This is a genomic window from Maribacter litoralis, from assembly GCF_902506355.1.
Lineage (GTDB): Bacteria > Bacteroidota > Bacteroidia > Flavobacteriales > Flavobacteriaceae > Maribacter > Maribacter litoralis.
Genome location: NZ_LR733271.1, coordinates 2,933,742 through 2,959,995 on the forward strand (window position 1 = coordinate 2,933,742; position 26,254 = coordinate 2,959,995).

The following is a 26,254-nucleotide window of genomic DNA, read 5'->3' on the forward strand; positions in this document are numbered from 1 at the left end:
AATATTAGTAGCATTTACTTGTTTAGAGTTCGTATTTTTACATAATGTTTAATTCAGGTGTTAAAATAGTTGAGTGTCCAAGAGATGCCATGCAAGGCATTAAGCATTTTATACCTACCAATGAAAAGGTAAGGTATCTACAATCTTTGCTTGGCTGTGGTTTTGATACCCTAGATTTTGGAAGCTTCGTATCACCAAAGGCAATACCTCAAATGGTAGATACTGCTGAGGTATTATCTAAATTAAACCTGTCAAAAACCAGCTCTAAATTACTATCTATTGTTGCCAATGTTCGTGGTGCACAAGATGCAGCTAGTCACCCTGAAGTCGATTATTTAGGGTTTCCATTTTCCATTTCCGAGAATTTTCAAATGCGAAATACCCATAAGACCATTGCTCAATCGGTTGAAACCCTTCAAGAAATTTTCAATATTGCCGATGCGTCGAACAAAGAGGTGGTAACCTATATTTCTATGGGTTTTGGTAACCCTTATGGTGATCCTTGGAATGTTGAAATAGTTGGTGAATGGACCGAAAGACTGGCGAAAATGGGAGCCAAAATATTATCGTTGTCAGATACCGTGGGGTCATCTGATCCAGAAACTATTTCTTATTTGTTTTCCAACTTAATCCCAAAATACCCAAATATTGAGTTTGGTGCGCACTTGCATACCACACCCACAAAATGGCATGAAAAAGTTGCCGCGGCATATGAATCTGGCTGTAAACGGTTTGATGGTGCTATCCAAGGTTTTGGTGGCTGTCCTATGGCCAAAGATGATTTAACCGGTAACATGCCTACGGAGAAAATGTTATCGTATTTTACTTCGCAAAAAGTTTTTACCGGCGTAAATGCCATGACTTTTGAAGCAGCTTATAATAAAGCTACCGAGCTGTTTACCCAATATCACTGATCCTCTGTTGTATTCCTCTTAATCATATTATTATTTTGTTAAGTTTATTTAGATTTAATCTACTTAACGTTGTGAAATGTTAAAATATGTTATAGTTTTGAGCATTATTTAAAATAAGTCTTAATAAAAAAGAAAATGAAAAAGAACCTATTCGTATTATCTTCTATTGCCAGTTTACTATTTATTTCATGTAGTGATGATGATAGTTTAGAACTGACTACATGTGAAGATGGTGATTGTGATCCTGTTGAAACAACAATTGATAATCCAGATTCATATGTATTTACTAGAGATAATGAAAGCACCGTTAGCTTTGACGGCCAGACTACAAGATTAAAAATGGGTGCCGAAATTTTAAGCGCATTCACAGATGTAACATCAACATCAGATCAAATTTTAAGTATGTATGCTCATGAAGAAGGAGCCAATGATTTTGAAGAAACAGAGTTAAATGCGTCCGATAAAAGTGTAAAAAGTAAAACAGCTGCATCGGCAGATTTCTTTTCTACCAATGCAACCGACCAAACATTGATCAGAGCAGATTTTGATGGTTTTATCACGGCACAAGTAAATGAGGTGTTCCCAAATTGGGAAGTTGCCGCATCTGCAGGTGTAGCGGGTCAGATTGCCGATGGTAGTTCAACGAGATATGTAAATGCACAAGGTTTGGAGTACAACCAAGCTTTTAACAAAGGTTTAATTGGGGCGCTTACTCTTGATCAAATAGTCAACAATTATTTAAGTACTGCGGTTTTAGATGAAGGTGATAATAGGGCAGATAATGATGCTAATGTTGTAGCAGAAGGTAAAATCTACACAAATATGGAGCATAAGTGGGATGAAGCTTATGGATATGTTTATGGTTTAAATGCAGATGCTGCAAACCCAAATGATGATTTAGGTGCAGATAGCTTTTTAAATAAATATGTTGGTAGAGTAGAAGGGGATGACGATTTTGCCGGTATTGCCGATGAAATTTTTCAAGCCTTTAAATTGGGGAGAGCTGCGATTGTAGCGAAGCAATATGATGTTAGAGATGCGCAGGCAGAAATTATTAGAGAGAAACTATCTGAAGTTATAGGCATTAGAGCGGTATATTATTTGCAACAAGGAAAAAATAGCTTGAATCAAGAAACTCCAGATTTTGGTGGTGCTTTTCACGATTTATCCGAAGGTTACGGTTTTGTTTACAGTTTACAGTTTACAAGAAAAACCAATTCCACAGAACCTTACTTTACCAAAGAAGAAGTTGATGCTTTCTTGGTAGATTTAATGGATGACGGAGAAAACGGACTTTGGGATGTTGAAGCGGCTACATTAGATGCTATTTCTGCTGACATCGCGGCTAGGTTTAGTTTTACTTTAGAGCAAGCTGCCGAATAAATTGGCTGAAAGTCAGGAAAAAAGCAATTCTATCGAATAAGATTGATTTGCTTTTTTTATTTTTGCATTTAATTAGAATAAATAAAAATAATAGATGAAAAAGATTATTGGGATTTTGTGTGTTTTAGCCTTGGTTTGGGCTTGTTCCAATGATAGTGAAACTGATGATGGCGTAATCGTTGACCCAGTAGATGAGGTTTCTTTTGAACGTAGCGCTATGTTGATCAACTGGGCAGATAATATTATTATTCCCTCATATGAAGCATTTACAGGTGACTTAGAAACTTTGTTGAATTCTTTTGATACGTTTAAGGCAGAGGTTAATGAGAGTAATTTGATAGCCTTGCGGGCATCATGGTTGAACGCCTATAAAACCTGGCAGCGCGTTGAAATGTTTGAAATTGGTCCTGCGGAATCGGTAGGTTTTCAGTTGAACATGAATATATATCCAACGGATAATGAGAAAATCGATGGGTTTATTGTGGATGGAAGTTATGACTTATCTTTATCCTCTAACAGAAGCGCTAAAGGTTTTCCTGCGTTAGATTATCTGTTAAACGGTTTGGGCGATAACGATGCAGAAATTCTAGCCTTCTACAACGGTGATAACAAAGAAGCTTATCTAAAATATACAGAAGATGTTTTGTTAGACATGCAGGCTTTGACGGAAACTGTAGTGTCTGATTGGACAAATGGTTACAGAGATACTTTTGTAGCCAATGATGGATCCTCATCTACGGCATCTGTGGATCGTATGGTAAACGATTATATTTTCTATTATGAGAAATATTTACGAGCAGGTAAAATGGGAATTCCTTTAGGCGTTTTCTCCGGAAGTACTTTGCCAAGAAATGTTGAAGCGTATTTTGACGGAAGTATTTCCAATGATTTATTTCTAGAAGGTTTAGCTGCTGTTCAAGATTTTTTTAATGGCAAGCATTTTAATTCTAGTACGCAGGGAGAAAGTTTGGCATCTTATTTAGATGCATTGAATACAGTTAAAAACGAAGAAGATTTATCTACCTTGATCAACGATCAAATGAATACGGCAAAAAGTATGGTGGTTGATCTTTCTGCATTTAGAGCAGAGATTGAAGATAATAACCCACCTACCAATATGCTTTTAGCTTATGATGAGGTACAAAAAGCAGTGCCTATGCTAAAGGTAGATATGGTTTCGGCAATGAGTATTAGTATTGATTTTGTTGATGCCGATGGTGATTAATGGAATCGGTAATAAATAAATATTTTAAAGCTCCAACAGAGACCGCCCCTTTGGCGGTCTTTCGTATTTTATTTGGTCTAATGATGTTTTTTAGCATTGTTCGATTTTGGAGCTATGGTTGGATCGATAAACTTTATATACAGCCAAAATTCTTTTTTTCTTACTATGGGTTCGAGTGGGTAAAGCCATTGGGAGTATATACTTATCTCATCTTTATAATTTGTGGTTTTGCTTCACTACTGGTGGCTCTGGGCTATCGGTACAAATTAAGTATTGTTATATTCTTTTTGAGTTTTACGTATATAGAATTAATGGATAAGACTACGTACTTAAACCATTATTACTTTATAAGCTTACTTAGTTTTTTAATGATCTTTTTGCCGGCAAATGCATCATATTCTTTAGACGCCTATCTCAATCCCAAAAAAAGTTTTGAATATGTACCAAGCTGGACAGTGAATAGCATTAAGCTACTTTTAAGTATCGTATATTTTTATGCGGGACTGGCGAAGTTAAATTCAGATTGGTTGCTAAAGGCCATGCCTTTGAAAATTTGGTTGCCTTCAAAATTCGATACTCCGTTTATAGGTGGTTTACTTGGCGAAGAATGGGTGCAATATTTGTTTAGTTGGTCTGGCGCAATTTATGATCTTACCATTCCCTTTTTATTGCTATACAGAAAAACAAGACCGTATGCATTTGTAATGGTGGTAGTTTTTCATGTATTGACCAGGGTTCTTTTTCCTATAGGTATGTTCCCGTATGTGATGATTGTTTCTGCTCTCATATTTTTTGACGCAAGCTTTCACGAAAAAATCTTTAAATACATTTCTAAAGTATTTAAAATAGATAATTCTAGATTTTATAATCAAGCTGTTTTCGAAGAACGACCTTCATTTAAGGTTAGTTTTAAACATATTGTCATTACTCTATTTTTTTTCTTGCAACTAACCATACCATTTAGGTACTTATTGTATCCTGGTGAATTATTCTGGACGGAAGAAGGATACCGATTTTCTTGGCGGGTTATGCTCATAGAAAAATCTGGTTACGCACAGTTTAAAATAGTAGATGGAGAATCTGGCAGATGGTTTTATGTGGATAATACAGATTTTATCACTCCGTTTCAAGAAAAACAAATGGCATTTCAGCCAGATTTTATTTTAGAATATGCTCATTTTTTAAAAAATCATTTTGAAAAAGATGGTCATAAAAATGTGCAGGTATTCGTAGATTGCCAAGTTAGTTTAAATGGTAGGTTAAGTACAACATATATAGACCCTACTATTGATCTTGGAAAACAAAGAGAGTCTTTTTTACATAAGAATTGGATAACACCATTTAAAGATGAAATTAAAGGAATTTAGTTATTTACTTTTAGTATTAGTATCATTTCCATTATTTGGACAACTTCAAATTTCTGGTCAAGTAACCGATGAAGATGGTGTTCCCGTTTCTGATGCAGAATTGTACATTAAAGAATTAGAGCGTTTGGAAACAACAAATTCAGAAGGTTATTATTCAGTAGAAAGTTTAGCGGCAGGTACTTATACCATTGTTGTATTTGCTTATGAGTTTGAAATTGAAGAACAAGATGTTGTTCTAAATGACAACGTTACTTTTAACATAACACTGCAGCGTCTAAAAGTCAACAATTTGTCAGAAGTGGTTTTAATTCAGAAACGAGAAGAGGTTTTTGCATTAAAGCAATTGAAGAAAGTAGAAGGTACAGCAATCTATGCCGGTAAAAAGAGTGAGGTTGTATTACTTGAAGGTATTACTGGTAATTTGGCAGCTAACAACCCAAGACAGATATATAGCCAAGTAGTAGGACTCAACATTTATGATAACGGCGACGCAGGTTTACAATTGAATATTGGTGGTAGAGGTTTGGACCCTAATAGAACGGCAAATTTCAACACCAGACAGAATGGGTATGATATAAGCGCAGATGTTTTGGGTTATCCAGAAAGTTATTACACTCCACCAGCTGAAGCTTTAGAGGAAATTCAAGTAGTTAGGGGCGCGGCATCATTACAATATGGAACACAATTTGGCGGATTGGTGAATTTTAAATTCAAACAGCCCAACCCTAACAAGAAGATTGAATGGGTTAGTAGGCAGACAGTGGGGTCTTATGATTTAAAAACCTCGTTTAATAGCCTTAGTGGTACGGTAGGTAAAATAAGTTATTATACATATTTTAATTATAAAGAGGGTAGTGGTTTTAGACCAAATTCTAATTACAATAGTAGAAATTATTTTGCGCACATAGGGTATCAAGTTTCTGATAAAACGAAACTTACGTTAGAGACTACATTTCTTAATTATTTGGCGCAACAGCCAGGGGGTCTTACAGATGCCCAATTTATTGAAGATCCTACTTTTAGCAATAGGGAGCGTAATTGGTTTGATATTGATTGGAAATTGTACTCCTTTCGTTTAGATCATAAATTCTCTTCAAAAATGGATTTTAGTTTGAATCTTTTTGGATTAGATGCTTCTAGAAGTGCACTTGGTTTTCGTACAAATAGGGTATCGCAGCCAGATGACCTTGAAGAACCACGAGAGTTGTTAATTGATAATTTTCAGAACTGGGGTGCAGAAGCTAGATTGCTTACTAGGTATAAACTGGGTAATACAGAATCGGCTCTTTTATTAGGTTCTAAAATTTATAGAACCGATAATAATCAAAGACAAGGTCCTGGTACAACGGCTTCTAATGCAGACTTTAATTTTGCAGATAATGAATTTCCAAATTATGAGAGACAATCTCAATTTAATTTTCCTAATTCTAACTTGGCATTTTTTGGAGAGAATATCTTTAACATAAGTCCAAAACTTACCCTAACACCTGGTTTTAGATTAGAGCATATTAAAACAGAAAGTATTGGAAGTTATAAAAATATTGTACTTGATCTGGCAGGTAATCCACTTTTAAATGAAGAGGTGGAAGATAATAGGGAGTTTGATCGAACTTTTTTGTTATTAGGGGTTGGAGCTACATATAAGTTAAATTCCAGTATTGAGTTTTACGGTAATTTTTCTCAGAATTATAGGTCGGTTACTTTTAGTGATATACGAGTGGTGAACCCTTCTTATCAAGTGGATGAAAATATATCTGATGAAGATGGTTTTACGGCAGATATTGGATTTCGAGGTAGATATAACAACGTATTGTCTTACGATGTTAGTGCCTTTAGCTTGTTGTATGATAATAGATTAGGAGAAATTTTAAAAAGTGAAACACAGACCAATGCTTTAGGAGAAGAAGTGGAAACAGGAAGTATAGTGCGTTTTAGGGGAAATATAGGTACTGCTTTTATGTACGGTATTGAAAGTTTTGCTAATTGGAGTATCAAAGAAACTTTTCTTTCAAGTAGTGATAAGCTGAAACTGAATTTTTTTGTGAACTTGGCGGTGACCAATTCTGAATATTTATCTTCAGAAGAAACCAATGTAGAAGGTAATAAGGTGGAATTTATACCAGATGTAAATTTGAAAACCGGACTCAATTTTGGCTATGGTAATGTATTGGGCAGTTTGCAGTATACCTATTTATCCAGTCAATTTACAGATGCTACCAATGCACCACAAGATGTTAATGATAATCAACGTGGTATAGAGGGTGAGATACCTGCGTATGATATTTTAGATTTCTCATTGTCTTACACCTATAAAAATTGGAAGTTGGAAACCGGTATCAATAATGTCATGGACAATAGCTACTTTACCAGAAGGGCAACAGGATATCCAGGACCAGGGATTATACCTTCAGAACCTAGAACTTATTATGCTACTCTACAGTTTAAGCTGTAGCATATTCCAACGATTATGGTTTTTTGTCAAAATGTTTCAGAATATGAAAGCGCTTTAAATATGAAGTGATCGTTAAGGTATCGTGTAAAATAGATTTACCAACTTTATTCACTATATTTGCACGCAATTAAATCCTTAATTGCTATGCAAGCCCACCAAAACAAAATTCTAGGAGAAGGTCTAACTTACGATGACGTATTATTAGTACCTGCATATTCTGAAGTGCTTCCAAGAGAAGTAAGTATTCAGACAAAATTCACAAAAAATATTACGATAAATGTGCCGATTATATCCGCTGCGATGGATACGGTTACCGAGTCTAGAATGGCAATTGCCATGGCTCAAGAAGGTGGTATTGGTGTTCTGCACAAAAATATGACCATTGAGCAGCAAGCAATGAAGGTTAGAAAAGTGAAGAGAGCTGAGAGCGGAATGATCTTAGATCCCGTTACGCTACCTTTAAATTCTCAGGTAAAAGATGCCAAGGCTAGTATGAAGGAGTTTAGCATTGGTGGTATACCAATAGTTGATGCTGAAGGAAAGCTTTTGGGTATTGTTACCAATAGGGATTTACGTTTCGAAAAAAATAATGAAAGACCAATTGCTGAGGTGATGACTTCTGAAAATTTGGTCACTGCAGATGAAGGTACTTCACTATCTGAAGCAGAAGATATCTTACAACAGCATAAGATTGAGAAATTACCAGTGGTATCTAAAGACAACACCCTGTTGGGCTTGATCACATTTAGAGATATTACAAAGTTGACTCAAAAGCCAATTGCGAATAAAGATCAATATGGTCGTTTGCGCGTTGCTGCAGCACTAGGTGTCACAGGCGATGCAGTTGATAGGGCAGAAGCTTTGGTAAATGCAGGTGTAGATGCGGTAATTATAGATACGGCACATGGTCATACCAAAGGAGTGGTTGCTGTTTTAAAAGCGGTAAAACAAAAATTTCCAGAGTTGGATGTTATCGTTGGTAACATTGCAACTGGCGAGGCGGCCAAGTACTTGGTTGAAGCTGGTGCAGATGCAGTTAAAGTTGGTATTGGTCCGGGTTCCATATGTACAACAAGGGTTGTTGCAGGTGTTGGTTTTCCTCAGTTTTCTGCAGTTCTAGAGGTTTCTGCCGCTATAAAAGGTTCGGGTGTTCCGGTAATTGCAGATGGTGGTATTCGTTACACAGGTGATATTCCAAAAGCTATTGCAGCCGGAGCGGATACGGTGATGTTGGGGTCGCTTTTGGCAGGAACCAAGGAATCTCCGGGAGAAACGATTATCTATGAAGGTAGAAAGTTTAAATCTTACCGAGGTATGGGGTCTGTAGAGGCAATGAAGCAAGGTAGTAAGGATCGTTACTTTCAAGATGTTGAAGATGACATCAAGAAATTAGTACCTGAAGGTATTGTAGGTCGTGTGCCTTATAAAGGTGAATTATACGAAAGCATTCACCAGTTTGTAGGTGGTTTGCGTGCAGGTATGGGGTATTGTGGTGCTAAAGACATTGCAACACTACAAGAAAATGGTAGATTCGTAAAGATAACATCTAGTGGAATCAATGAAAGCCACCCTCATGATGTTACTATTACAAAAGAGAGTCCTAATTATAGTAGATAGTCATTTCTTTTAAATATGAATAAAAAGAGGTCATTTAGACCTCTTTTTTATGCTTAGATATTTCTATAGCGAGTTGTCTAATTCTTTTCCAGAAGTTGAACTCTTCTTAAATCATCTGAGGCTTGTAGTACTTTAGATTTTAATGAAGGTTTTAAATCAGGATTTTCATCTAAGAAATTCTGTAAAATTTCATTTGCTTCTGATGAAGTATAATTGCCAACGGTACTGCTTAACCATCGTTTTGGGAAGAAAATATCTCCCGTTTGTTGAATTTCATCTAATAAGTCAAGGCTGGACCTTAAATAATCTATGGATTCATTTTGGTGTAACGGGTGGTTTAAGTTGTTTAAGGCAGCTGTAACCCATGATTCTTTTGCTCTGTTTTTTTCTTGTTGAAGCGATTCAAAAAATTCCTTTTTGGTTTCAGGATCATTTGAGAGAGAAGGGAGTAAAAACTTAAATCTATCAAGTTTGTCGTTGTTGGTAATTGCCTGTTCTGCTGTTTTAAGAATTTGCTCACTTTCTGAGTGATTGTACAACGCTAAATCCATTGCTAATTCTGTATAATTATCAGCGTTGAGCTTTAGATTTTTGATGGCTAATTCTTTGTTCCAAATTTTAAATAAATTTTCTAGGGACTCATCGGTATAACCTAGAGATACATAGGTTGAGTACAGGGTTTTTTTAATGCTGGTAGGTAATTCTTTATGTATTCTAGTCCATATATGACCCGTAATTCTCTCTTGATAAAAAATGCGTTGTTCTTCTGTAAGATATTTCCAGAATACAGATGTGGTATATCTAGAAATAAGATTAATTAGTAACTCATTTTTTTCGGAGTTCAATCCTTCAATAAATAATTTGGCTGCAGCGGTAGGGGTAATGGTACCATTGAGCATATTTTCGTAAGCATTAATATATGCATAACCACGGGCAACTTGGTCATTTAATTTAGGTATGATTTCAATGTCTTTCTCTTTCAGCGGAAAAACACCATAACCTTCGGCATTTGAGTTGTAGATAATCGAAATTGGCTTTGCCAAACCTATAGCTTCCTTTAAATGAAAAGTTGCACCGGTCATTTGTACGGTAAATGTTTTAGAGCTATCAGGATATATAAAGGATACATCAAAAGTTTGTGACCATACATGTTCAGAATTGTCTTCTGCTGTTTGAGTGAGTATGAACGAATTTATCTTTTCGTTGTTATCGTAAGTAATCTCATCTTTGAAAATTGGTCTACTTGAATTATTCACCCAAATATTACTCCAGGCTACCATATCTGTTGACGATTTTTTATCAAGAATTTCTATTAGGTCGCCCCACTCGGCATTTTTAAAAGCAAAGGTTTCTATATACTCCTGTATACCTTCTTTAAAAGCATTTTTGCCTAAAACGGCTTCTAATTGGCGCATCATTATTGGTGCTTTATTATAGATGATACTTCCATAAAGAGAGCCAGCATTGTTCAAGTTTTCTAATTTTTGCCGAATAGGATTAGTACCTAAAGTTCTGTCTTCACCATATGCATTTGGGTAATGGGTAATCATAAAAGCCAATTGATGGTCTATATTCGGAAAAGCGGGATTCATAATTTTATCAGCCATAAAATTTGCAAATACCTCTTTCATCCATACATCATCAAACCAGTTCATGGTAACCAGATCTCCAAACCACATATGAGATGTCTCATGGGCTATTAACTTTGCTCGGCCAAGTTTTTTATTGGCTGTGGCAGTTTCATCTAAAAACAACGAACTTTCCCTGTATTGTATAGCACCAACATGTTCCATTCCACCATATTGAAATCCGGGTATGGCGGCATAATCCATCTTTTGAAAAGGAAATGGGTGTGAGGTGTATTTTTCTAAAAATGATAATGACTGTTGATGTAAGTCAAAAATAGAGTCCAGACTGTAATTAATTTTAGTAGTATCGGTTTCTCTATACAACATGGTCATTTCCATATTGCCCGGTTTTTGACTCGCCGATTTAAATTTACCTGCTACGAACGAGAATAAATATGTGCTCATTTTATCTGAAGCATTAAAGTTATGCTCAATAAAATCGCCTTTTTGATTACTGATAATTTCTTCTGTACCACATAACACCTTCCAATCTTTTGGAGCGGTAATATGTAGGGTGTATCTACCTTTTATATTAGGTTGATCAAAACATGGAAATAATGTTCTAGCGCGATCTGGTACAAGAAGCGTATATAAATAATCCTCATTTCTGTTTAAAGAAAGTTCACCTGCTATAAAGCCTATGGTAACAGTATTTTTGCCAAGTGTTAAATGCTCTTTTGGTAGTATAATGTGTTCTTGCTCATGAAGAATGGTTGCACTACCACCATTAATGGAGACTGATTTAATTTTAGAAGTTTCCTCTTTAAAATCTAAGTAAACAGGCTCTTGAAGTTGTGCTAAGTCGAAATCTAAGACGAGTTGAGAGAGAATAGGGTCTTGTTGGTTAAGGGGGATGTCAAAACTTAAGTTGTAATGAACATTAGTAACTTGCGATGCCCTGTACATAGCCATCTTCTCTGGAACTCCCGCATCTGGAGTCTTTGAAACGTGATGCTCAGTAGTGCATGAACAGATTAATGTGGCTAAAAAGCAAAAATAAATTAAGGTCCTCATGTAATAGCGTTATTGTTATTGTGAAGTTACTTGAATGGAAAATGCTTTCCAATTTTTGAACAACGTATAACGCTATTTGAGATTTGTATTATGAATTAAAATACGTGCAATTTGGGCTTACTGAATATTATTAGACCAAAGTGCAGGAAATTATTTTCCGGCTTCACCGGCATAAGCTTTCCAGTCTTTTTCTTTATAGATATCATCACCAAAGTAACGTGCTATTTCCATAAAGGGATCTGGTTTTTGATATCCAGGAACCGGTGAAAGCATATTTAATTCTTCGTCCAAGAAAATAGTTGTTGGGTAACTAAGGCGACCTTGCATCAAAGCAGCGGCAAACTCATGATATCCTTTTCTGCCAGATGGAACAAATTTGTATGTTTTTCCTTTATACTCAATGGGTTCTTTTCCTTCTCCATCTAACTTTACCATGTAGTAGTTTTCAGCCATATAAGCGGCTACTTCTGGATTTTGAAAGGTGTCTTTGTCCATTTTCTTGCACCATCCGCACCAATCAGTATATACATCAATGAATACTTTCTTAGGGTTTTCTTCAGTTGCGGTTAATTGTACAGCTTCATCCCAAGTAATCCATTTCACCTCTTGCGCACTACTTAAGGTGGTAACAAAAAGTACCGCTATGAATAAAATCGATTTGGTGGAAAATAAAGAATACGCTTTCATGAGTTTTTTATGGATTAGTCCAACTATTATACCAAAACTAACGTATTTTTAATTGCTTTATTTCACTTTTGCCGTTTCTTTAACAGCGAACAAATCTTTAACATCTACTTGGTTGCGAATTAAATCGTCAAAAGTTTCTCTTTCACGTATTAGAATTGCTTTGCCGTTGTGCCATAGAACCTCTGGCGGTCTAAATCTTGAATTGTAGTTACTTGCCATGGTAAAGCAATATGCACCTGCGTTTTTAAAGCACAGAATATCGCCTTCGGTAATTTCGTTTATTCTCTTATTACTGGCAAATGTATCTGTCTCACAGATATAACCAACAACAGAGTAGTAACGCTCTCTACCACTTGGGTTAGAAATGTTTTTTATAGTGTGCGTAGCGCCATAAAGCATAGGTCTGATCAAATGATTGAACCCTGTGTTTATACTGGCAAATACCGTAGATGTTGTTTGTTTAACGACATTCACTTTTGTAAGGAATACACCAGCTTCACTAACTAAGAATTTACCAGGCTCAAAGGCAAGGGTTAAATCTTTACCGTATTCTTTACAGAATTCGTTGAAGCGTTTGCTTAATTTTTTTCCAAGTTCTTCAACATTGGTCTCTATGTCACCTTCTTTATAAGGTACTTTGAATCCGCTACCGAAATCAATGAAATCTAAATTTTTGAAATTACGTGCGGTTTCAAATAGAATTTCAGAAGCATATAAGAATACATCGATATCTAAAATATCGCTACCGGTATGCATATGTATACCATTAATATTCATTTTCGTCAATTCAACGATACGAAGCAAGTGCGGAATTTGATGAATACTGATTCCGAATTTAGAATCTATATGTCCTACAGATATATTAGAATTACCACCTGCCATAACATGCGGATTAATTCTAATACAAACAGGGATGTTTGGATGCTTACTACCAAATTGCTCTAATATAGACAGGTTGTCAATATTTATTCTAACGCCTAATTTGGCGGCTTCCTCAATCTCTTCTAAAGAAACTCCGTTTGGGGTAAATATGATACTTTCCGGTTTAAAACCAGCCAACAGACCTAATTGTACCTCTTGTATAGATACAGTGTCCAAGCCACTGCCAAGACTGTTCATTAATCTAAGAACAGTAATATTAGAAAGTGCTTTGGCTGCGTAATTAAGTTTCAATTTCTTTACTGAACCAAAAGCATTGGTCAATCTATTAAACTGTGAAACTATTTTTTCCGAGTCATAAACATACACCGGATCACCGTAGGTTTTTGCAATCTGCAATAAATCCTCATTTCTCATATGAACAATTTTTATGCGAATTTACTTTTCTAAATGTATAAGTACAAAAAATAATAACAAAAGTTATGAAAAATAACAAATTGTGATATTTGAAACATTATTATCGAATCATATTTTTTGGCACAACGTTAATACCTTTGTACTTTTAGTCATATGAAACTTCCATTATTACCATTACAATCCATATTTTTTCCGGGTGAAACCGTGCCGCTACATATCTTTGAAGAGCGTTATAAGCAATTGATAAATGATTGCAGAAACGAGGCTATTACATTTGGCATACCTGTGTTCATAAACAATAAAATGGAGTATGGTGTAGAAGTTCAGTTGGTAGAAGTGGTAACTACTTATGAAACCGGAGAAATGGATGTAGTGTGCGTGGCACGGCAAGTTTTTAAACTACTGGCATTTGATAATATTATGGAAAACAAATTGTACGCCGGCGGTATTGTAAAGTTGATGGAATACGATTATGAAGCATCCGAAGAAAAAAAGCAAACGATTATAAATGGTATAGAACAGTTATACGCTATTATGGAGGTGCCATATACCAAATTGAACGTAAAAGAGTTCAATAGTTTTACTTTGGCCCATAAGATCGGACTATCGTTTGAGCAAGAGTACCAACTACTACAGATACCTACAGAAAATGATCGATTAAATTTTATAGGGTTACATTTAACTTCTACAATTACGGTTTTATCTGAAGTAGAACGTACCAAAAAGATTATTGAGCTTAATGGACACTTTAAAAATTTCGACCCTTTAGATTTTAAGGATATTGAAATTTAAAGTGATGAACGAAAGAAAAATTCAATTCATTTTTAAGTGTTTTGTGTTTTTATAAGGTTAATTATAATAGTTATCCTAATTAATCCTCAGTATTTTTAGATTATTACTTCCTGTTTCCTATTTTTGCTTAACAATTAAAATTCACCGAATATATGAACCTTCACGAATATCAAGGAAAAGAGATATTAGCAAGTTTTGGGGTGCGCATCCAAAGAGGAATAGTTGCCCAAAATGCAAAAGAGGCTGTTGAGGCTGCAAAGCAATTAACTGCTGAAACCGGAACTGGATGGCACGTTATTAAAGCACAAGTACACGCAGGTGGTCGTGGTAAAGGTGGTGGTGTAAAATTAGCCAAGAACCTTAAAGAGGTAGAAGAAATAGCAAACCAAATTATTGGTATGAACTTGATTACACCGCAAACTTCTGCGGAAGGTAAAAAAGTACACCAAGTATTGGTTGCCGAAGATGTATACTACCCAGGCGAAAGTGAAACTAGTGAGTTTTACATGTCCGTTCTATTAAATAGAGCTACAGGTAAGAATATGATTATGTACTCCACAGAAGGAGGAATGGATATTGAAGAGGTTGCAGAAAGTACACCACATTTAATATTTACGGAAGAAATTGATCCAGCAACAGGACTTCTAGGTTTTCAGGCAAGAAAAATTGCTTTTAACCTAGGTCTATCTGGTACTGCATTCAAAGAAATGACAAAATTTGTTGCTTCTTTATATAAAGCATACGTTGAAAGTGATTCAAGTATGTTCGAAATTAACCCTGTGTTAAAAACGTCTGATGATTTGATCATGGCTGTTGATGCTAAGGTTTCTATAGATGATAATGCATTATACCGTAGAAAGCAGTATGCTGAAATGCGCGACCTTAGAGAAGAGAACGCTATCGAAGTTGAGGCGAGAGAAGTTGGTCTTAACTATGTTGATCTTGATGGTAATGTTGGTTGTATGGTAAACGGTGCAGGTCTTGCAATGGCAACTATGGATTTGATTAAGATGGCAGGTGGTGAGCCGGCTAACTTCTTAGATGTTGGTGGTACCGCAGATGCAAAAAGAGTAGAAGAGGCTTTTAGAATTATTCTTAAAGACCCTAATGTGAAAGCAATTCTTATTAACATATTCGGTGGTATCGTTCGTTGTGATCGTGTTGCACAGGGTGTTGTAGATGCTTATAAGAATATGGGCGATGCTATGCAGGTGCCAATTATAGTTAGATTACAAGGTACTAATGCTGAAATGGCAAAAGAGATAATAGACAATTCTGGATTGGCAGTAGAATCTGCTGTACAGTTCCAAGAAGCTGCAGATAAGGTAAAAGCTGTTTTGGCTTAAATCACCTTAATTATAAGTTTAAAGACCATTCCATTTGAATGGTCTTTTTTTATGCGTTATTTTCAGTTAAACGTTTTTGATAAAAACATACTAACAGCGCCATATAGATGAATATTTTATTAAATTAATATTAAATAGATGTTGAAATTATTATATTCATAATTATTATAGTTAATTTTATTATATGTTTAATAAATCTTATTTAAGTCAAATTATTAAAAATATATAATATGAAAAATTTAAAACTATTATTGGTTTTTGTTTTTGCTCTTGGAATAGGTACTGTTACAGCTCATGAAAAGGTGAATAATGAAGACAAAGGCGCTAAATGGATCACTACTCAGATTTATGAGATGTTGGCCGATGAAGAAATTCCCGATCAAATTAGAGGAGCAAGGGCCGAAATCAAAATTGCTTTGGCAGATGATGGTGTATATAGATTGTTATCTGTTAAAACCAACAATAAACATTTAAAGGATTTTATCAAGGCAAGAATTGATTTTGAAAATCTTGAACCGGGAGATAAGGATTTAGTGTATGTTGTTCCTATTGAAATAGCAGAGTAATACTACACATTTATCTAGACTAAAAGAAAGAACGCTTATATGGCGTTCTTTTTTTGTGGATTTAGGCACCCTTATTTTATCGATATGATATTTATTGTATAGTTAAATTTAAATAAACGTAATCTAATCTATGTTTAATCTGTGGTTAATGTTACTTGATTGAAATAAAGGTTAAGACTTTAATATCTTGTTTTTTGAACGATTTGAATTTCTAATTTTGAGGTGTAAATTGAGGAATTAATATTAAAGAGATGTTAAAAGTAAATCAAATTGTAACATTATCATTTTTCAGTCGTCTTTTTAGTAATTCATCATCAATCAATTATTAATCATGCTTCAGATAATCTGAAGTAAAAAACAAAAAGTCATGAGAAAATTAAGTTTAGTAGTCGTAGCTGCAATGCTACTTTCAACAGGTAATGTATTAGCAAATGATGTAGCAGGTGAAAACCCTACAAAAAAATTATCTGTACAGATTTCAGAAATGTTATCAGAGAATAATTTTTCTGAAGAACATAACGATTTAACGGCCCAAGTACGTTTTACTTTAAATACAGATGGGGAAATCGTTGTATTGTCTGTACACACAGAGTTTGATAAAATGGAAAGTTTTGTCAAAGCTAAATTAAACTATCAAAAGGTTAATTTGGCAAATGTAGAGGAGGGTAAAGTGTATACTATTCCTGTGCGTGTTAAGGCATAACCAAATTTTGGAAATGCTTTTTAAAAAATCTTGATACATAGAGATGTATCAAGATTTTTTTTTGTTTTTATATTTTACAGAATCAATGGCGGTATCAATCTTTTTCATCTGTTTTGCTTTGAAATCGTTCTTTTCAGAATTTCTTGTCGCTGGTTTAGAGGTCGATTTTGCCATAGTTAATAAAACCTCACCTGGTATTTTAGGGTTATCTCTAGTGCCTCGTAAGTGTATAACCAAACCGTTTAAGAAATTACGCAATACTTGATCACCGCACTCCATATAATTAGGGTGGTCTTCTTTTCTGAAAAATGCCCCTAACTCACTTTTAGAAATTTTAAAATCTACAAGTTGTAGAATATCTACAATATCATCATCCCTAAATTTTAGGGCTACTCTTAATTTTTTAAAAATATCATTATTGGTCATATCGCAATTTTATGCCTGCAAGGTATTATAAAAATATGAGGTGTTATCAATCATTCATATTATTCATGTGCGAGCAGCTGTTGTCTTTTTAAGTATGCTGTGAGTTGAATGTATAAAACTATATCTGGTTTTGGTAATCAAAAAAAACATCACTTCAATATGTTAACTTGGTCTATGGTATACTTTAGTCATAAAAATAAAGTTATAATATTATTATATAATTTATTTGAATATTCATATGCCTACTGAAAAAGAGAAGCTTAGTATTTTGTCGGAAATGATTTCGTTTGCTAAAGTAAACAACGAAATTAAGGATTCTGAATATGATTTCTTGTTTTCTGTGGCTCAGCAATTACGTGTGACCAAGAAAGCCTTTGATCGTCTTTTTACTACAAATGTGGAGCATATAATACCCAAATCTCAATCAGAAAGGTTAATGCAATTTCATAGGTTGGTTCTTTTAATGAACGTAGATAATGAGCAAGAGGATGAAGAAGTGAATAAAATTTATGACATTGGTTTAAATATGGGGTTGCCGCCAGGAGCCATTCAGCAAGTTTTGACTATTATGCATAAGTATCCTGATAAGATAGTGCCACCTGAAATTTTGATTGCAATCTTCAAGGCACATTACAATTAAGACCACGAGAAGTAATCGGTTTCTAATTGTTCATAATCTCTTTTATTCATAATTTTAGCTTTAGCATCTTGTCTCAATTGAGTGATTTCATTATCAATAATGTTCAATTGGTCTGAGTGTATAACATGTAATTTTAAAGTTTTAAGCATGTGCATTAACTTACGCATTACTGTAATATCATGCTTGCAGTACTGTCTATAAGTAGCCATAACATTATAAAGAATTTCTGAAAACGTTGGGCATTTTTGACTTACCCAATTAAGCGAATCTTTATCCGTCAAATATTCGATGTCCTTTTTCTGCATAAGGTCAATAAATAATGAGCATAGGTAATCAATTGTGTTTAGGGCTGTTCCAGGGTCATTTATACCTGGTGACATTGCTTTAATTCCTATTTCTGAAATTTGCCTAAAGCCATATATGTAATTCTCTCCAATGAGCTCTATATGGCTAAAGAGCATTGTTTTTTCTAGTTTGTTTTTTAGATTGTTATCTATTGGTTTTTCAGTAAAAAAGCTTGTTGTTCCATCAATGATAAATTGTCCTTTGTGAAGAGGTATTTGAATTTTTAAAGCATTTTTTTCGCATAGTTCTAAAAGGTCATCTTTTAATAATCCATAGTAATACCCTCCTTGGTCAATTTTATGTGCTTCCCAGTGTTCGGTTGATGGAAAATCTAAATTTTTATTTTTTTGGTTTTCTATAATTGTGGCTAATTCAGATTTAGTTCTGGTATGTATTGCTGTAAGTATGTTGCCAACTTGTATTGATTGGGAGATATGGTGGATAAAATAAATAAATGCTGCCAAGCAAAGAACTGTTAGTATAATGCCTATAAGAACTGAAAACCCTGGTGTTTGATATTCATTCTCGGTAGGTTCTATAGAGATCAATATGAAAATATTGTATAAAATGGTCGCAATATATAGCCCTAATACGATTTGATGTTTTTGGTCTGAGATAATACCCGGTAGCACTCTAGGTGAAAAATTGCTTGAAGCTTGATTAAGTAATACCATTACCATTGAAAAACTGAACACGGTTAATGATATCAATCCGCCAATTAAAGTGCTTAGAATCGTTTTGGCCGTATCTGTGTCGTCGATTACCAGAAAAGGAGCGACATCAATTAGAGAAGAGGAAATGTTGATGGATTCTAAATAGATCAGCAAAAAGGCCAATACCAATCCTCCCAATGCAATTATTGAGGGAAAGAACGCAATCTTGGATCGTATGTGTTTAAAAAAGTTTAGAAGTCTATCCATGGATGAAAGTATGTCTTAAAACTAGTTTAAATGTCAGCCTTATTTGGACTGATTTGCGGAAATAACAAGCTCTTTTAGGTGTATATTGTCATTTTGACAGTGTTTTAGATATAAAATATGTCAAAATGACACTAAAAATTCGTGTGGTACGTATTTTGTCCATTACTAATCGAATTTAAAAATCAAATAATTTAAAAAAATATAGTTATGAGTTTAGTAAAAAGAAATGACGTGTTGTTTCCGGCTTTAATGAATGAAATATTTAAGCCAGATTGGTTTGGTGGTATTGAAAACAATAGAGGTTCTGTACCGGCAGTAAATATTAGAGAAAGTGAAAAAGAGTATCACTTAGAACTTTTTGTGCCAGGTAGAAGTAAAGAAGATTTTACCATTGAAATAGATGAAGCTGTTTTAACTATTTCATCTGAAGTTAAAAGTGAGAACGAAGAGGTGAATGATAATTATACTAGAAAAGAGTTTAGCATTTCATCTTTCACAAGATCATTTACTTTACCGGAAACAATTGCAACCGATAAAATCGATGCAACGTATGAAGGAGGAATTTTAAAATTCAATCTTCCTAAAAAAGAAGAGGCTTTGCCTAAGCCAAAAAGAATGATCGAATTAAAGTAGTTTTTTAGGTTGGTTTGAGTTGTTTAGTTAAGTGCTTTGAGAAATCAAAGCACTTTTTTTTGTCTTCAAAAACTTTCATTAAATCTGGTACCCATTTTAGATTAAAAAGATTTAAACATTATAATTTCTAGGTCTGTTATAAATGCTGATTAACTCATTTGGGATTTTCAAAGCAGCAATTTTTAATTCTTAGTATTGACTAAATTTAGGATTACAATCGGTGCGATACTTCGTTACGTTTTAAGGTTAGGGCAGGAGCTGTTTTTAGATTTTTAAACGTACTTGTGAAAATTATTTGTTGGAAATAAACTCAAAATAAATTTTGAAAATATTTAATGGAAATTGATGAATTTACTTGAGTTTCATAGTTTAAAAAATTAACGTAAATTCGTGATAATAGCACTAATATTTATACTCAATGGTTAAGCTAAAGTTTTATAACTATATTGAATTTCTACAAAGTTGAATTCTTCACTACATTTCTTCTAAAATCACCTGTTTAATTCAATTGTACTTGTTTTAGTCTTGTCTAAAAAAATATGGTAAAAAACTAATTGCCAGTTTTTTAATTGTATTTGAATAAAGCTTTAATTTGTATTTTAAATATTTTATCTAAAAATTGATAGTTACTATTTATTCTTGCTCTTGAAGCGCTTTTATTTCATCCCTAAGCTTTGCTGCTTGCATAAAATCGAGCTCTTTCGCTGCCTTTTCCATTGCCTTTCTTTTATCTTTAATCAGCTTTTCAATTTGTTCTTTTGTAAGGTAATCCATGTCCGGTTCGGCGGCTCTCAATTCCTCTTTTATAAAGTGATATGTGGATACCGAATTCTTTGAAAGAACATTGTCCAAACTTTTATTTAAAGCTTTAGGCGTAACGTTATTTTCTGTGTTATAATTTATCTGTTTTTCTCTTCGGTATGCAGTTTCGTCAATTGTTTTTTGCATACTCTCCGTTATCTTATCTGCGTACATGATCGCTTTGCCATTTAAGTTTCTTGCTGCTCTACCAACGGTCTGTGTAAGTGATCTGTTGCTACGTAAAAAACCTTCTTTATCTGCATCTAAAATAACTACTAAAGAAACCTCTGGTAGGTCCAATCCTTCACGTAATAAATTCACTCCGATCAGTACGTCAAAAATACCTTTTCGTAGATCTTGCATGATTTCTACTCGCTCCAGAGTATCAACATCACTATGTATATATCTACACCTAATATTAATTCTATCTAGATATTTAGCCAACTCTTCTGCCATTCTTTTGGTCAGTGTAGTCACCAATGTTCTTTCATCTTTTTCAACCCTAACCTGTATCTCTTCCACCAAATCATCAATCTGGTTTAAGCTTGGTCGCACTTCTATTATCGGATCTAGAAGTCCGGTTGGTCTAATAACTTGTTCAACATATACACCTTGACTTAACTGTAATTCATAATCCGCAGGTGTGGCACTCACATATAAAACCTGATTTTGCAAAGCCTCAAATTCTTCAAACTTCAGTGGCCTGTTGTCCATTGCTGCTGGTAAACGAAAACCATACTCCACTAGATTGACCTTTCTTGAGCGGTCACCACCATACATGGCATGCACTTGCGGTATAGTAACGTGGCTCTCATCGATTACCATTAAATAATCATCTGGAAAATAATCCAATAAACAGAAAGGCCTTGTACCCGGTTCTCGACCGTCTAAATATCTGGAGTAATTCTCGATTCCCGAACAGTAACCAAGCTCGCGTATCATTTCCAAATCAAAATTGGTGCGTTCTTCTAATCGTTTCGCTTCGAGTGGTTTTGCAATATCCTTAAAGTAGTCTATTTGCTTCACTAAGTCATCTTGAATATTATGGATTGCATTTTGTAACACATCTTTTGATGTTACAAACATGTTGGCAGGATAAATATTTAGATTCTCATACACCTCGATAATATTATTATTGAAAGGGTCAAAGGCTTCTATTTCCTCAATTTCATCTCCAAAAAAGTGTATTCTATAGGCATGGTCGGCATAACTAGGAAAAACATCCACAACATCTCCCTTAACCCTAAAGTTTCCATTTTTAAAATCGGCCATAGTCCTAGAATATAGCGATTGCACCAATTGATGCATTAGCTTTGTTCTGGCAATTACCTGATCTTTTTTAATAGAAATAACATTTTTTTGAAATTCAATAGGGTTACCAATACCATATAAGCAAGAAACAGAGGCAATGACAACAACATCTCTTCTGCCAGAGAGTAAAGAAGAAGTGGCACTCAGTCTTAACTTTTCAATATCCTCGTTAATAGAGAGATCTTTTTCAATATAAACTCCGCTAGTAGGTATATAGGCTTCTGGCTGGTAGTAGTCGTAGTAAGAGACAAAATATTCAACGGCATTATCTGGAAAAAACTGCTTAAACTCAGAATATAGCTGAGCCGCCAACGTTTTGTTATGAGCCAAAATCAGGGTCGGTTTCTGAACTTTTTCAATAACATTGGCGACCGTAAAGGTTTTACCCGACCCCGTAACACCCAACAAGGTTTGGTATTTTTCATTTTCATTTAGACCTTTTACCAATTCATTTATGGCATTTGGTTGATCTCCAGTGGGTTTGAACTCTGATACTACTTTGAATTTCATGCTATAAAATTACGAAAGAAGCACCATTTAAAAGGGTTCGATAAAAAGAATCGTTACAACTATCGCTTTAAGGTAAAATGACCGGTGATTTCTTGTTCATTTAATAGTCTGGCTCTAAACCAATACTCAGATTCTGGCAGTTGATTGCCGTTTAAATTTCCGCTCCAACCATCTGTACCTGGATTTATTTGAGCTAAAAGAGCACCAAACCTATCAAAAATGTGAATTACTAAAATGTTATTTTCCTTCATTTCGGTTGGGGGAATAAATTGCCAGTAATCATTAATACCATCTCCATTTGGTGTGAAAAAATTAGGGAAGCCGTTTACGGTAAAATCTTGCTGAACCAAATAATCTGATATGCCACAACCTCCTTTGTCGCGCACAAATACAGTATGATTTTCAAGTGAGATATTGGCAAACCTATTGGAATCTTGATAAGGACCATCCTCGTAATCCAATGCATATTCATAATTTCCATTTGTAGTAGTTCTAATGGTATAGTCTAATGAGTTTGCGTTTATTTGTACTTCAACATCTTCTATTTTGGGTGCTTGAGAGATTATTACGTTAAAAGTTTTTGATGAGGCACATTCAACTATTCGCCCAGAGTCCTCAATATTTATATAGGCTTCGTACAAATATTCACCTTCTTCATCTATCACTACTTCTTCAGTAGTTGCAAGTAACGTTTCATTACCTCTATCATCTAGTTTATACCATCTATACCCATCTGCCTCATCGGTTGCTGCTATACGATTTGAACTATTTCCTTCGCAAATGGAAATTGAATCCGGCAATGTTAATTCAGGATTTAAAACTACCAAATCTCCACTTGTTGGGTCGTAATAGGGGCCACAACCCAGTAATGTTGAAAATGTTTCTTGTGTACAGCCTATCGCTTCTCCTGCTTCATTGAATGGAACAATGGAGATAAAGAACGTTCTATTTGGTTCAAAATCGATGACCACTGCCGAAGTATTGAATAATATGGCATCTTCTAAAATATTGTTTTCAAAAGGTGAAGTACCTATAGACACTTTATAACCAGTAGCATTTGGTACGGCATTCCACTCAAGTGTGGGACTCAAAGGTACATTGGTTTCTCCATCAAAAGGAGAAATCATGCTGGTGCATATCGGTAGAACAGCTGCAGCCGCAGTAGTGAAAAGAACAGTGCTACAACCTATTGCCATACCTATTCTGTTGTAAGGTATTATAGTTATATAAATATCCGTTTCTGACGGTAAATCGGTTAGTGGGTTATATGAAAGTGCATTGCCAATATCGGTACTTGCTAGTAGTTCACTACCGTTCAGAGTAGTACCAATCGATAAAAAATACCCTGTAGCATTGGTAGCTGCATTCCAAGTAATGTTGGTGCCGGTATTGACATCTATTGCATTATTTGCAGGTATGCTCGCTGGTACACAGTCAGGCACATCGGTTAAACTTGCCGTGGTAAAGCTTTGACTATCACAGATTATATTGGGTTGGTTAAAGAAGAAAAGAGTAATCGTAACAAATATTTCTGTATTCTCAGGTAGTCCCGTAGTCGGTGTGAACGTGGTAGCTGCACCAACATTCCTCTCATTTAAAATGTCATTACCACCTTCGGTCGTTCCCAATGAGATGATATATCCTGGCACTCCGGCTACCGCTTCCCAGGTAATGGGGGAATCTACTGGTACCATAGTAGCACCATTTGTAGGACTAAGCAATGGCGGACACTCTTGGGAAAAAGAAGCAAAGTTGTTACATAGAAACACAATTAAAAGTAAAGGCAGAGCTATTACCTTGGGTATTCTTATGTTCCAATTTTCTTTCATAGTATTTACGTGAACAATACAATATACTACAAAATGAAAATTTACGATATGTTAGACCTGATAAATAGGTCCATGTGTTTTTTCTAATTGATGAATTAAAGGTCGCGTCTCTTCAATATAGCATAAGAACCATAGATAAAAATTGCCGTCCAAATTAAGACTATAAGTACCTCGTACCAATGAACGTTATAGTTTAAAGCTAATTTTTCTCCCATTTGGTTGGCAACCGATTGTACGGCGCCCAATCTAGAAAATGGTTCTTTAATTAGGTTGAACATTGACTGTAAGGGGAAAAAGTTCATAATGAAATCAGTAGTTTCCCCGTCAAATAATTTCCAACGGATGATACCTCTAAAAATACCCTCAAGCACCTGCCATAGAATTAAAAAACCTAATGCAAATGCTGATCTTTTTACTAACACCCCTAGAAATAAACAGAACGAAAAGAATCCCGTTAATTTTACAAAAAAAGCAAAAAGAAACTCTAAATCGGTTAGAATGATTGATATTTCATTGAAATCGGAGTAAAATAGCCCTAAAATCAGTGAAACAATAAATACGAATATTGTTGATACCAGTGAAAGGGAAATAACGGTCAAAAACTTAGAAAGTATAAATTCCTTTTTAGAAAGACCATCTATTAAATTTTGTTTAATTGTCTTGTTACTATATTCATTTGACATCATTGAAACAATGACTATCGCCAAAAATAGTTTGAAAAATGCGGTGATAAAGGTGTTAAAATGCCAGATATACGGAAAGTTGAAAATACCTTGGTCTGCCAAATGAAACTTAATTGGTCCTATGTCAAATTTTATAGCGGCAACCAAAGCGATAGAAGTCAACAGAGCGAAGTAAGATATGATTAACACCTTACTGGCACGGTTGTTCCATAATTTTATAAATTCTATTTGAAGTAATCTTATCATGATGTAAGGGTATTAAGAATTGACATTTTTGGTTAGTGCTAAGAACTGCTCTTCTAAACTTTCTTTTCTTTTGACTAAATGCGAAACAATGATGCCATTATCAAAAAGTAATTTATTTAATGTTTGTGCATCTAATTCAGTATTTAAAAAAGCTGTGACCAAACCATTCTCTTCTTTTATTTCACCAAAATGTTCATTGCTGTTTAAGTAAGAGAATAGTTTATCGGTATCGGAACACTTTAGTTCAAAAAAGCCAAAACTGGCTTGTAAACTATCTACCCTGCCAGAATACAGTTTTTCTCCTTTTCTTAAAATGACTACGTGAGAGCATACTTTTTCTACTTCGTCCAATAAATGCGAAGCTAATAAAATGGTTGTACCCTTTGCCGCAATAGTCTTTATAATTTCCCTTATTTGATGAATTCCTTGCGGATCTAAACCGTTAGTAGGTTCATCTAAAATTAAAATTTCGGGGTCGTTGAGTAGGGCAGAGGCAATTGCCAAACGCTGCTTCATCCCCAAGGAATAGGTTTTGAATTTGCTATTTTTTCTATCCAATAAACCTACAAGCTCAAGCTTTTCCTCAATTTTATCTTCTGACACCTCTTTTATTTTACAGACCAATTTTAGGTTTTGTAAAGCTGTCATGTACGGATAGAAATTTGGGCGCTCAATTATAGCCCCAACTTTTTTCAAGGCTTCATGTGTAGAAGTGCCGCCACCGAACCAAGCAAAATCGCCACTGGTTTTGTTGACTACATTTAATACAATGCCCAATGTTGTGGATTTTCCGCTACCGTTGGGCCCTAAAATTCCGTAAACGTTCCCTTTCTCAATAGTGAACGAAAGGTCTTTTACCGCAGTAAGGTATCCGAATTTTTTGGTAAGATGATTGACTGATAGAATAGTACTCACGTCAA

21 protein-coding genes are annotated in these 26,254 nt (G+C 34.7%); 12 read left to right on the forward strand and 9 right to left on the reverse strand.

The window, feature by feature from the left end; translation table 11 throughout:
• Positions 1-44: 44 nt before the first annotated feature.
• The 6 genes from EXIGUO8A_RS12400 (at position 45) to guaB (ending at position 8,958) form a co-directional block, all read left to right on the forward strand.
• Entirely contained in the window at positions 45-914 is an 870-nt protein-coding gene (locus tag EXIGUO8A_RS12400) for a hydroxymethylglutaryl-CoA lyase (protein WP_159303366.1), read from the forward strand.
• A gap of 135 nt (positions 915-1,049) precedes the next feature.
• Entirely contained in the window at positions 1,050-2,297 is a 1,248-nt protein-coding gene (locus tag EXIGUO8A_RS12405; protein WP_159303367.1) for a DUF4856 domain-containing protein, read from the forward strand.
• A 94-nt stretch (positions 2,298-2,391) separates the two neighbouring features.
• On the forward strand, positions 2,392-3,522 hold the full coding sequence (locus EXIGUO8A_RS12410; protein WP_159303368.1) for an imelysin family protein: 1,131 nt from the start codon (positions 2,392-2,394) through the stop codon (positions 3,520-3,522).
• On the forward strand, positions 3,522-4,889 hold the full coding sequence (locus tag EXIGUO8A_RS12415; protein ID WP_159303369.1) for an HTTM domain-containing protein: 1,368 nt from the start codon (positions 3,522-3,524) through the stop codon (positions 4,887-4,889). Before EXIGUO8A_RS12410 ends, EXIGUO8A_RS12415 begins: the two co-directional genes overlap by 1 nt.
• Positions 4,870-7,341: a TonB-dependent receptor domain-containing protein gene (locus tag EXIGUO8A_RS12420; protein WP_159303370.1), complete on the forward strand. Its 2,472-nt coding sequence runs from the start codon at positions 4,870-4,872 to the stop codon at positions 7,339-7,341. The genes EXIGUO8A_RS12415 and EXIGUO8A_RS12420 overlap by 20 nt, the downstream gene beginning before the upstream one ends.
• 144 nt (positions 7,342-7,485) lie before the next feature.
• On the forward strand, positions 7,486-8,958 hold the full coding sequence (gene guaB / locus EXIGUO8A_RS12425; RefSeq protein ID WP_116770752.1) for an IMP dehydrogenase: 1,473 nt from the start codon (positions 7,486-7,488) through the stop codon (positions 8,956-8,958).
• Positions 8,959-9,035: 77 nt separating this feature from the next.
• Here guaB and EXIGUO8A_RS12430 read toward each other — a convergent pair whose 3' ends face one another.
• The 3 genes from EXIGUO8A_RS12430 to lysA form a co-directional block, all read right to left on the reverse strand.
• Positions 9,036-11,600 (reverse strand): M1 family metallopeptidase, encoded by a 2,565-nt coding sequence (locus EXIGUO8A_RS12430; RefSeq protein WP_159303371.1) that lies wholly within the window; start codon positions 11,598-11,600, stop codon positions 9,036-9,038.
• A 150-nt stretch (positions 11,601-11,750) separates the two neighbouring features.
• Entirely contained in the window at positions 11,751-12,287 is a 537-nt protein-coding gene (locus EXIGUO8A_RS12435) for a thioredoxin family protein (RefSeq protein WP_159303372.1), read from the reverse strand.
• 57 nt (positions 12,288-12,344) lie between these two features.
• Positions 12,345-13,583 carry a diaminopimelate decarboxylase gene (lysA, locus tag EXIGUO8A_RS12440; protein WP_159303373.1) on the reverse strand — a complete coding sequence of 413 codons (1,239 nt, stop codon included), beginning with the start codon at positions 13,581-13,583 and terminating at the stop codon, positions 12,345-12,347.
• Between the two features lie 153 nt (positions 13,584-13,736).
• Between lysA and EXIGUO8A_RS12445 the strand changes: the two genes are divergently transcribed.
• The 4 genes from EXIGUO8A_RS12445 to EXIGUO8A_RS12460 all read left to right on the forward strand — a co-directional run bounded on the left by EXIGUO8A_RS12445 (position 13,737) and on the right by EXIGUO8A_RS12460 (position 16,990).
• Positions 13,737-14,375: an LON peptidase substrate-binding domain-containing protein gene (locus EXIGUO8A_RS12445; RefSeq protein WP_116770756.1), complete on the forward strand. Its 639-nt coding sequence runs from the start codon at positions 13,737-13,739 to the stop codon at positions 14,373-14,375.
• 152 nt (positions 14,376-14,527) lie between these two features.
• Positions 14,528-15,721 (forward strand): ADP-forming succinate--CoA ligase subunit beta, encoded by a 1,194-nt coding sequence (sucC, locus tag EXIGUO8A_RS12450; protein ID WP_116770757.1) that lies wholly within the window; start codon positions 14,528-14,530, stop codon positions 15,719-15,721.
• Positions 15,722-15,951: 230 nt separating this feature from the next.
• The gene (locus EXIGUO8A_RS12455) at positions 15,952-16,287 is read left to right on the forward strand and encodes a hypothetical protein (RefSeq protein WP_159303374.1); all 336 of its coding nucleotides are present in this window, start codon (positions 15,952-15,954) and stop codon (positions 16,285-16,287) included.
• Between the two features lie 367 nt (positions 16,288-16,654).
• Positions 16,655-16,990 (forward strand): hypothetical protein, encoded by a 336-nt coding sequence (locus EXIGUO8A_RS12460; protein WP_159303375.1) that lies wholly within the window; start codon positions 16,655-16,657, stop codon positions 16,988-16,990.
• Between the two features lie 48 nt (positions 16,991-17,038).
• On the opposite strand, the gene EXIGUO8A_RS12465 is transcribed toward EXIGUO8A_RS12460, so the two are convergent.
• A complete protein-coding gene (locus EXIGUO8A_RS12465) occupies positions 17,039-17,416 on the reverse strand; it encodes a DUF1456 family protein (RefSeq protein WP_159303376.1) in 378 nt (125 codons plus the stop codon).
• 238 nt (positions 17,417-17,654) lie between these two features.
• Here EXIGUO8A_RS12465 and EXIGUO8A_RS12470 point away from each other — a divergent pair, with 238 nt between their 5' ends.
• Positions 17,655-18,056, forward strand: coding sequence for a TerB family tellurite resistance protein (locus EXIGUO8A_RS12470; protein WP_159303377.1), 402 nt, complete (start codon positions 17,655-17,657; stop codon positions 18,054-18,056).
• Here EXIGUO8A_RS12470 and EXIGUO8A_RS12475 read toward each other — a convergent pair.
• Positions 18,053-19,321 (reverse strand): DUF2254 domain-containing protein, encoded by a 1,269-nt coding sequence (locus tag EXIGUO8A_RS12475; RefSeq protein WP_159303378.1) that lies wholly within the window; start codon positions 19,319-19,321, stop codon positions 18,053-18,055. The genes EXIGUO8A_RS12470 and EXIGUO8A_RS12475 overlap by 4 nt on opposite strands.
• Before the next feature lie 207 nt (positions 19,322-19,528).
• Here EXIGUO8A_RS12475 and EXIGUO8A_RS12480 point away from each other — a divergent pair, with 207 nt between their 5' ends.
• Positions 19,529-19,954: an Hsp20/alpha crystallin family protein gene (locus EXIGUO8A_RS12480; protein ID WP_116770763.1), complete on the forward strand. Its 426-nt coding sequence runs from the start codon at positions 19,529-19,531 to the stop codon at positions 19,952-19,954.
• Between the two features lie 633 nt (positions 19,955-20,587).
• On the opposite strand, the gene uvrB is transcribed toward EXIGUO8A_RS12480, so the two are convergent.
• The 4 genes from uvrB to EXIGUO8A_RS12500 form a co-directional block, all read right to left on the reverse strand.
• Positions 20,588-22,576 carry an excinuclease ABC subunit UvrB gene (gene uvrB / locus EXIGUO8A_RS12485; protein WP_159303379.1) on the reverse strand — a complete coding sequence of 663 codons (1,989 nt, stop codon included), beginning with the start codon at positions 22,574-22,576 and terminating at the stop codon, positions 20,588-20,590.
• Positions 22,577-22,635: 59 nt separating this feature from the next.
• Positions 22,636-24,405 carry a T9SS type B sorting domain-containing protein gene (locus EXIGUO8A_RS12490; protein WP_159303380.1) on the reverse strand — a complete coding sequence of 590 codons (1,770 nt, stop codon included), beginning with the start codon at positions 24,403-24,405 and terminating at the stop codon, positions 22,636-22,638.
• A gap of 95 nt (positions 24,406-24,500) precedes the next feature.
• A complete protein-coding gene (locus EXIGUO8A_RS12495; RefSeq protein WP_159303381.1) occupies positions 24,501-25,334 on the reverse strand; it encodes an ABC transporter permease in 834 nt (277 codons plus the stop codon).
• A gap of 12 nt (positions 25,335-25,346) precedes the next feature.
• Complete coding sequence (locus EXIGUO8A_RS12500) at positions 25,347-26,249, reverse strand: ABC transporter ATP-binding protein (RefSeq protein ID WP_159303382.1); 903 nt, start codon at positions 26,247-26,249, stop codon at positions 25,347-25,349.
• Positions 26,250-26,254 lie beyond the last annotated feature (5 nt).

Bases quoted from the DNA above. Each gene is read 5' to 3' on its own strand.
- EXIGUO8A_RS12400 (WP_159303366.1), top strand. From the start codon at position 45: ATGTTTAATTCAGGTGTTAAAATAGTTGAGTGTCCAAGAGATGCCATG.
- EXIGUO8A_RS12410 (WP_159303368.1), top strand. From the start codon at position 2,392: ATGAAAAAGATTATTGGGATTTTGTGTGTTTTAGCCTTGGTTTGGGCT.
- EXIGUO8A_RS12480 (WP_116770763.1), top strand. From the start codon at position 19,529: ATGAGTTTAGTAAAAAGAAATGACGTGTTGTTTCCGGCTTTAATGAAT.
- EXIGUO8A_RS12445 (WP_116770756.1), top strand. From the start codon at position 13,737: ATGAAACTTCCATTATTACCATTACAATCCATATTTTTTCCGGGTGAA.
- EXIGUO8A_RS12470 (WP_159303377.1), top strand. From the start codon at position 17,655: ATGCCTACTGAAAAAGAGAAGCTTAGTATTTTGTCGGAAATGATTTCG.
- EXIGUO8A_RS12490 (WP_159303380.1), bottom strand. From the start codon at position 24,405: ATGAAAGAAAATTGGAACATAAGAATACCCAAGGTAATAGCTCTGCCT.
- EXIGUO8A_RS12405 (WP_159303367.1), top strand. From the start codon at position 1,050: ATGAAAAAGAACCTATTCGTATTATCTTCTATTGCCAGTTTACTATTT.
- EXIGUO8A_RS12495 (WP_159303381.1), bottom strand. From the start codon at position 25,334: ATGATAAGATTACTTCAAATAGAATTTATAAAATTATGGAACAACCGT.
- lysA (WP_159303373.1), bottom strand. From the start codon at position 13,583: ATGAGAAATGAGGATTTATTGCAGATTGCAAAAACCTACGGTGATCCG.
- EXIGUO8A_RS12420 (WP_159303370.1), top strand. From the start codon at position 4,870: ATGAAATTAAAGGAATTTAGTTATTTACTTTTAGTATTAGTATCATTT.
- guaB (WP_116770752.1), top strand. From the start codon at position 7,486: ATGCAAGCCCACCAAAACAAAATTCTAGGAGAAGGTCTAACTTACGAT.
- EXIGUO8A_RS12435 (WP_159303372.1), bottom strand. From the start codon at position 12,287: ATGAAAGCGTATTCTTTATTTTCCACCAAATCGATTTTATTCATAGCG.
- EXIGUO8A_RS12475 (WP_159303378.1), bottom strand. From the start codon at position 19,321: ATGGATAGACTTCTAAACTTTTTTAAACACATACGATCCAAGATTGCG.
- EXIGUO8A_RS12415 (WP_159303369.1), top strand. From the start codon at position 3,522: ATGGAATCGGTAATAAATAAATATTTTAAAGCTCCAACAGAGACCGCC.
- sucC (WP_116770757.1), top strand. From the start codon at position 14,528: ATGAACCTTCACGAATATCAAGGAAAAGAGATATTAGCAAGTTTTGGG.
- EXIGUO8A_RS12460 (WP_159303375.1), top strand. From the start codon at position 16,655: ATGAGAAAATTAAGTTTAGTAGTCGTAGCTGCAATGCTACTTTCAACA.
- uvrB (WP_159303379.1), bottom strand. From the start codon at position 22,576: ATGAAATTCAAAGTAGTATCAGAGTTCAAACCCACTGGAGATCAACCA.
- EXIGUO8A_RS12455 (WP_159303374.1), top strand. From the start codon at position 15,952: ATGAAAAATTTAAAACTATTATTGGTTTTTGTTTTTGCTCTTGGAATA.
- EXIGUO8A_RS12430 (WP_159303371.1), bottom strand. From the start codon at position 11,600: ATGAGGACCTTAATTTATTTTTGCTTTTTAGCCACATTAATCTGTTCA.
- EXIGUO8A_RS12465 (WP_159303376.1), bottom strand. From the start codon at position 17,416: ATGACCAATAATGATATTTTTAAAAAATTAAGAGTAGCCCTAAAATTT.